Below are 6,488 nucleotides of genomic sequence, written 5' to 3' on the forward strand. Positions count from 1 at the left end.
CGCGCATGGACCGACGGAGCTCCGACGACGACTCGCGCACGGCTGCGCCCGGGCCCGAGGACGACCAGCCGACGCGCGACGACGACAGTGCCGACGACAGGCCGGTCGGCTGGTGGCTGACCCGGGTCGAGCGGCTGCTCGACCAGCGGTTCGCCGAGGCGCTCGACGAGCACGGCGTCACGCGCCGCCAGTGGCAGGTGCTCGAGGCCCTCGAGCGCGGCGTCGAGCCGGGCGCCGAGGAGTCCTCCGCGGCCGCGAGCGGGTCGACCGCGTCGTCGGACGGGCCGGCCGACGACGACCAGTCGCTGGTCGACGACCTCGGCGAGCTCGTCGAGAGCGGTTGGGTGGCGGTCGAGACCGACGGCCTCGGCGCCAGCCGGCATTCGCTCACCGAGCGGGGTGCGGTCGCGCACGCGAAGCTGCGCGACGTGGTGCTCGGCATCGGCGCGGACGCCTTCGCGGGCGTCAGCCCCGACGAGCGCGAGACGGCGCTCCGCGTGCTGCGGAGGGCCGTCGGCAACCTCGGCGGCTGACCCTCCGATCGAGACCTGGGCAGCCGACGAGGCGGCGCCGGCTACGCCAGCGCGACCCACCCGATGAGCAGCATCGTCGTGACGAACCCCGACACGAAGTTGAGCCAGAGGAACCTCTTCCAGCCCTTGTTCGCGCCCTCCGCCTCGGCGTCGGTGATGTTCCACCAGGGCGCGCAGTTCAGGGCGTAGGCCACGGGGATGATCGCCGCGAACGGCCCGGGTGCGTCGGTGAAGGTGAGCAGGATGCCCGCGAGCAGGTAGGCGACGACGGCGAGCCGGACGGTGGTGCGGGCACCGATCACGGTCGCGATCGAGGCGATGCCGCCCTCGCGGTCGGCGATCACGTCCTGGACGGCGCCGAAGGCGTGGCTCGCTGCCCCCCAGAGGAAGAACGCCCCCAGCAGCGCCCAGAGCGCTGGCGTGAAGGTGGCCCCCGCGAGCACGAGGCCGTAGACGGCGGGGCTGACGAAGTGCGTGCTCGACGTGACGGAGTCGACGAACGGACGCTCCTTGAAGCGCAGGCCCTTCGCCGAGTAGGCGACGACCGCGAACAGGCTGACGGCGAGCACCAGCCAGCTGAGCGGGCTGCCCACCGCGACGAGGAACAGGACGAACGGCACGCACGTGAGCACCGCCGCCCAGAGCGTCGTACGGTGCATGCTCCGGTCGAGCAGGGCGCCCTCGACCCCGCCCTTGCGCGGGTTCCGCAGGTCGCTCTCGTAGTCGAAGACGTCGTTGATGCCGTACATCGCGAGGTTGTAGGGCACCAGGAAGAACAGGATGCCGACGACCGCGACGAGCCAGTCCACCTGCGAGAAGTCGAAGGCAGGGCTCGGCCCGGTGAGGACGAGCACCGCGGCAGACCCGTCGGCGACGGCGTCGGCGACCGACTGCGAGACGTAGGCGCCGCCCGCGTCGGCGTCCGGGCTCGGCGTGCTGGCCGCGGTCAGGACGTACGCCGCCGCGAACGGGAACGCCGTGTTGATCCAGCTGAGGGGCCGGGAGGACCAGAACAGGGCCCTCAGGGTCGCGGTCACCGCGCCTCCTCGGCGTCCGGCGTGCTGGTGCCGGCGCCGCTGCCGCTGCCGGCGCGACGCGACGCCCTCGCGGCCTTCGCGGCCTCCGTCTCGCTCCGCGACCCGAGCAGGGTCCAGATGCTCGGCAGCAGCACGAGCGCCGCGACCGCGTAGGCGAAGTCCTCGAGCGGTGCGATGCCGACGAAGGCACCGCTGATGCGCGACTCGTCGTAGCCGACGAGCCCGACGCCGATCATGACGTTGTCGAAGACGGCGGTCATCACCAGCAGCACCGCGGTCGAGAGCACGGCCGCGCGCACGACGGCCGCGAGCGAGCCGTGGGTCGAGGACGCACGGGTCGAGGAGGCGCGGGTCGACCGGGTGCGCGCCCAGCGCAGCAGCAGCGCGGCCCCCGCCGTCACGGCCACGAGCCCGAGGAAGACCGCGTTGATCGCCCAGTACGTCACGCGCGGTCACCGCCCGTCGAGAGGGCGGCCGACGCGGCCCGGCGGCGCTCCCGCGCGTCGAGCACGAGGCGCGAGCCGGCGAGCAGGTTCATCGTGAGCCAGCAGAGCAGCACGAGGAAGAAGACCTCCTCGAGGGGCAGCTCGGGCGCGAGCTGCACGCCCGTCATGAACGACGTCTCGCCACGGAAGAAGACACCGGCGTCGATGCCGACGATGTCCCAGATGAGGAAGAACACGACGCCGACGAGCAGCGTGACGAACGCCCGCCAGCCGTCCCGCCAGAAGAACAGGCCGAAGCGCCGGTCGAGCATCGCCATGCCGAAGATCGAGATCAGCAGGGCGACGAGGTACGCGAAGCCCATCAGGCGTCGCCGCTCGCGCCGGGCACGACCCCGGAGCCCGCGTCGGAGCCCGCGCCCGCGCCGACGGCCGGCTCGGCCACCGGCCCCGTGCTCGTGTCGCCGCGCATGTTCTTGAGCAGGATCTCGGCGCTGATCAGGCACATCGGCAGGCCGATGCCCGGGCGCACCGAGCCGCCCGCGTAGAAGAGGCCCTGCACGTGCTCGGAGGTGTTGCCTGCACGGAACATCGCGCTCTGCGAGAGCGTGTGCGCCGGGCCGAGCATGCTGCCGCTCCAGGCGTTGACGTCGTCGACGAAGTCGCGCGGGCCGCGGGTGCGGCGCAGCACGACGCGCGACGCGAGGTCGGGGATCTCGGCCCAGTCGGCGATCTGCTCGATGACCTGGTCGGCGAGCCGCTCGATCAGCGGGTCGCCGTCGCCGCCCACGTCGCCGCCGCCGAGGGACGGGTCGGCGGGCAGCGGCACGAGCACGAAGAGGTTCGTGTGCCCGGCGGGCGCCGTCGACGGGTCGACCGTGCTCGGCTTGCAGACGTAGAGCGACGGCGGGTCGGGGATCCGCTTGTCGTCGCCGAAGATGCGGTCGAAGTTCTCGTGCCAGTCGCGCGCGAAGAACAGCGTGTGGTGCTCGAGCTCGGGCACCTCGCCCTCGACGCCCAGGTACAGCAGCAGGGCGCTCGGCCCCGGGTCGCGGGTGGCCCAGTAGTCGGAGTCGTAGGTGCGCAGGCCCTCGGGCAGCAGCTGCGTCTCGAGGTGCTCGAGATCGGCCGCCCCGACGACCACGTCGGCCTCGAGCACGTGGTGCCCGCCCTCGGCGTCGCCGTGCTCGACGCCGCGCACGACGGCGGAGCGTCCGGGCCCGGGCGACGTGAGGACCCGGGTGACGGGCGCCTCCGTGACGATCCGGACGCCCGCCTCCTCGGCCACCGCCGCGATCCGCCGGATCACGGTCGTCAAGCCGCCCTGGGGGTAGAGCACACCGTCGTCGAGGTCGAGCGTGCTCATCAGGTGGTACATGCTCGGGGTCGCGAACGGCGACGACCCGAGGAACACGGCGGGGTAGCCGAGGATCTGCCGCAGGCGCGGCTCCTTGACGGCCCGCGAGGCGAACGCGTCCAGGTCCTGCAGCAGCAGGCGGCCGAGCTTCGGCAGCCGCACGACGACGTCGCCGCGGAGCAGCGGGCCGACGGTCTCGAAGCTCGTGTAGAGGAACCGCTGCTTGGCGAGCTCGTAGGTGTCGCGCGCCGACCGCAGGTAGCCGCGCATGCGGTCGCCGCTGCCGGGCTCGATGCCGTCGAAGAGCGCGATGTTCTCCTCGAGGCCGCGCGGCACGACGATCGGCTCCTCGCGGGTGCCGTCGGCACCGGGCTCGAACAGGACGCGGTAGCCGGGGTCGAGCGGCACCAGGTCGAGCTGCTCGTCGGCGGACGTGCCCATCAGCCGGAAGAAGTGGTCGAACACCTCGGGCATCAGGTACCAGCTCGGGCCGAGGTCGAAGCGGAAGCCGTCCTGCTCCCAGCTGCCGGCGCGACCGCCGACCTGGTCGTTCTTCTCGAGCACGGTGACGTCGTGGCCCTCGCGGGCGAGCAGCGCCGCGCTGGCCAGGCCGGAGATGCCGCCGCCGATCACGACGACCCGGCGGCCGTGCCGCTCGACGCTCGTGTCGCCGACGGCGCGCTTCAGCCAGGGGGTCGTCACAGGGAGGCTCCAGGAGGTGGGGGTCGGTGGTCGGGGACGGAGGCGACGCGGCCGGCCGTGGCCTGCAGCGCGATCCGCACCTTGACGGGGTCGGGCACGCGGACGCGCGCCCGGATGAGCGAGGAGGCGGGGGTCGCCTCGAGACGCCGGTTCAGCTCGGCGAACAGCCCGTGGGCGAGCGCCACCGCGCGGCGCGACGAGGCGGGCAGCACGGGGATCACCTCGCCCGAGACGCGCAGGTCGTCGTCGATGTCGGCGACGAGGCGCAGCTTCGTGGCCTCGTCGAAGGTCGTCACGTCGACCCCGGGGAAGTAGCTGCGGCCGAGGTGCTCGAAGTCGGCCGCGAGGTCGCGGAGGAAGTTCACCTTCTGGAAGGCCGCCCCGAGCCGCGTGGCGCCCTCGTCGAGCAGCGCCCGCGTCGACTCCGGGTAGCTGTGGCCGGTGAGGAACGCACGCAGGCACATCAGCCCGACGACCTCGGCCGAGCCGTGCACGTAGCGGTCGAACGACTCCTGGTCGTGCTCGCTCGCGCTCAGGTCGGCGCGCATCGACTCGAAGAACGGGCGGGTCAGCTCGGAGCCGAAGCCGGTCGCCCGCGCGGTGCGCGCGAAGGCGTGGACGACGAGGTTGGCGCTGAAGCCCTGGGCCATCGCGCGCTCGGTGTCGGCCTCGAGCTCGTCGAGGCAGCGACGCGACTCGTCGGCCGTCAGGCCCGCCTCCGTCGCCGGCCCGTCGACGACCTCGTCGGCGACCCGCACGAGCGCGTAGACGTTCTCGACGTGCTGGCGCACGGCGGGGCCGAGCAGCCGCGACGCGAGCCCGAACGAGGTCGAGTAGCGGCGGATGACGCCGGACGCGGTGCCGTCGGCCGTCGCGTCGTAGAGGGAGAGACCGGTCACCGCACGCGCTCCAGCACGACCTGGACGAGGGGGGCCAGGGCGTCGCGCAGGGCCTCGCCGACGTCGGGCCCGTCGAGCACGTCGAGCGCGCGACGAGCATGATCCTCGACGAGCTGCTCGGCGAAGCGCCGCGCGCCGCAGGCCTCGAGGCGGCCGCGCACGACCTCGGCCTCGACCTCGGACAGGTCGGCCTTGCCGATGAAGGGCCGGATGCCGAACCAGTCGTCGGTCGTGGCCGCATGCGCGACGAGCACCGTGCGCTTGCCCTCGCGGAGGTCACCGAGCGTCGTCTTGCCGGTGTCGGACTGCGTGCCGAAGACGCCGAGCAGGTCGTCGACGACCTGGTACGCGACCCCGACCTCGCGGCCGAACTCGCCCAGGGCCCTGACCACCGCCTCCGGTGCCTCGGCCAGCACGGCGCCGGCCTGCAGCGGGGCCTCGAACGAGTAGACGGCGGTCTTGGCGCGCTCCATGTCGAGGATCTCGTCGACGGTCGGCAGGTCGTCCGAGAGCGAGAGCTCGACGTCGATCATCTCGCCGCCGGCGCTGACGAACACGGCCTCGTCGAGCAGGTCGAGGAGGCGCGCCTGGACCGGACCGTCGCAGGGCACCTGCAGCAGGAGGCGGCTCGCACCCGTCAGCGCGAGGTCGCCGGCGATGACCGCGGCCGACATGCCGCGGTGCTCGGCGGTCGGCGTGGGGATGCCCGCCGTGGTCGCCTCGTCGCGGTAGCTGCCGCTGACGTTGGGGATGCCGCGGCGCGAGAAGTCGCGGTCGATGACGTCGTCGTGGACGATCAGCGCGGTGTGCAGCAGCTCGAAGGCGGCGCCGACGCGGGCCGCGGCCTCGTCGTCGCGGCCGCCGAGGGCCGTGTACGTGGTGAAGACCATGCGAGGGCGGAAGCGCTTGCCGCCGCTCGTGTTGCGCTCGAGGACCTTCCAGAGGTCGACGTACCGGTAGCCGACCGACTCGGCCCGGCGCTTGGCCAGCCGGAAGAAGTCGTCGAGCACGGCCTCGACGCGGGACTGGTCGCGCGCGTCGCGGTCGGCGAGGTCGCCGACCACACGGCCCTGCCGGTCGTGCGTCCCCGCGCGCTGGTGTTCACCGCTCACCAGGGCAGACTACCTCTCATGACACCCGAGACCTCCGTGCATCCCCAGGCGCTCCGCAGCCCCGTCGCGAGCGGCGGCGACGAGCTCGTGGTACTGCTCGACGACGCCGGCGAGCCCTGCGGCACGCACCTGAAGGCCACGGTGCACACGGCGACGACCCCGCTGCACCTCGCCTTCAGCTGCCACGTGCTCGACGACCGCGGCCGCGTGCTCGTCACCCGTCGTGCCCTGTCGAAGAAGACCTGGCCCGGCGTCTGGACCAACTCCTTCTGCGGCCACCCCGCACCGGGCGAGACCCCCGAGGAGGCGGTGTCCCGGCGCGCGTCGCAGGAGCTCGGCATCGAGGTCACCGACGTGAGCAGCGTGCTGCCGGACTTCCGGTACCTCGCGACCGACGCCTCCGGC

8 protein-coding genes are annotated in these 6,488 nt (G+C 73.1%); 2 read left to right on the forward strand and 6 right to left on the reverse strand.

The window, feature by feature from the left end:
* Positions 1–5 precede the first annotated feature (5 nt).
* Complete coding sequence (locus IFT90_RS15340) at positions 6–533, forward strand: MarR family winged helix-turn-helix transcriptional regulator (protein WP_192043072.1); 528 nt, start codon at positions 6–8, stop codon at positions 531–533.
* 41 nt (positions 534–574) lie between these two features.
* On the opposite strand, the gene IFT90_RS15345 is transcribed toward IFT90_RS15340, so the two are convergent.
* From IFT90_RS15345 to IFT90_RS15370, 6 genes are read right to left on the reverse strand one after another with little or no spacing between them, the layout of a single operon-like run.
* Positions 575–1,570 carry a prenyltransferase gene (locus IFT90_RS15345; RefSeq protein ID WP_371741051.1) on the reverse strand — a complete coding sequence of 332 codons (996 nt, stop codon included), beginning with the start codon at positions 1,568–1,570 and terminating at the stop codon, positions 575–577.
* Positions 1,567–2,016: a lycopene cyclase gene (locus IFT90_RS15350; RefSeq protein ID WP_199861908.1), complete on the reverse strand. Its 450-nt coding sequence runs from the start codon at positions 2,014–2,016 to the stop codon at positions 1,567–1,569. Before IFT90_RS15350 ends, IFT90_RS15345 begins: the two co-directional genes overlap by 4 nt.
* On the reverse strand, positions 2,013–2,378 hold the full coding sequence (locus IFT90_RS15355) for a lycopene cyclase domain-containing protein (protein ID WP_192043073.1): 366 nt from the start codon (positions 2,376–2,378) through the stop codon (positions 2,013–2,015). Before IFT90_RS15355 ends, IFT90_RS15350 begins: the two co-directional genes overlap by 4 nt.
* Entirely contained in the window at positions 2,378–4,072 is a 1,695-nt protein-coding gene (gene crtI, locus IFT90_RS15360) for a phytoene desaturase family protein (RefSeq protein ID WP_371812336.1), read from the reverse strand. Before crtI ends, IFT90_RS15355 begins: the two co-directional genes overlap by 1 nt.
* A complete protein-coding gene (locus IFT90_RS15365; RefSeq protein ID WP_192043074.1) occupies positions 4,069–4,971 on the reverse strand; it encodes a squalene/phytoene synthase family protein in 903 nt (300 codons plus the stop codon). Before IFT90_RS15365 ends, crtI begins: the two co-directional genes overlap by 4 nt.
* Positions 4,968–6,083, reverse strand: coding sequence for a polyprenyl synthetase family protein (locus IFT90_RS15370; RefSeq protein ID WP_371812337.1), 1,116 nt, complete (start codon positions 6,081–6,083; stop codon positions 4,968–4,970). Before IFT90_RS15370 ends, IFT90_RS15365 begins: the two co-directional genes overlap by 4 nt.
* A gap of 18 nt (positions 6,084–6,101) precedes the next feature.
* On the opposite strand from IFT90_RS15370, the gene idi reads away from it, so the two are divergent.
* Positions 6,102–6,488: isopentenyl-diphosphate Delta-isomerase (gene idi / locus IFT90_RS15375; protein ID WP_192043075.1), on the forward strand; the 387-nt coding region annotated here is incomplete at its 3' end.

It is taken from the genome of Frigoribacterium sp. CFBP 8766, assembly GCF_014841435.1.
Classification (GTDB): domain Bacteria; phylum Actinomycetota; class Actinomycetes; order Actinomycetales; family Microbacteriaceae; genus Frigoribacterium.

Bases quoted from the DNA above. Each gene is read 5' to 3' on its own strand.
- IFT90_RS15355 (WP_192043073.1), bottom strand. From the start codon at position 2,378: ATGGGCTTCGCGTACCTCGTCGCCCTGCTGATCTCGATCTTCGGCATG.
- IFT90_RS15340 (WP_192043072.1), top strand. From the start codon at position 6: ATGGACCGACGGAGCTCCGACGACGACTCGCGCACGGCTGCGCCCGGG.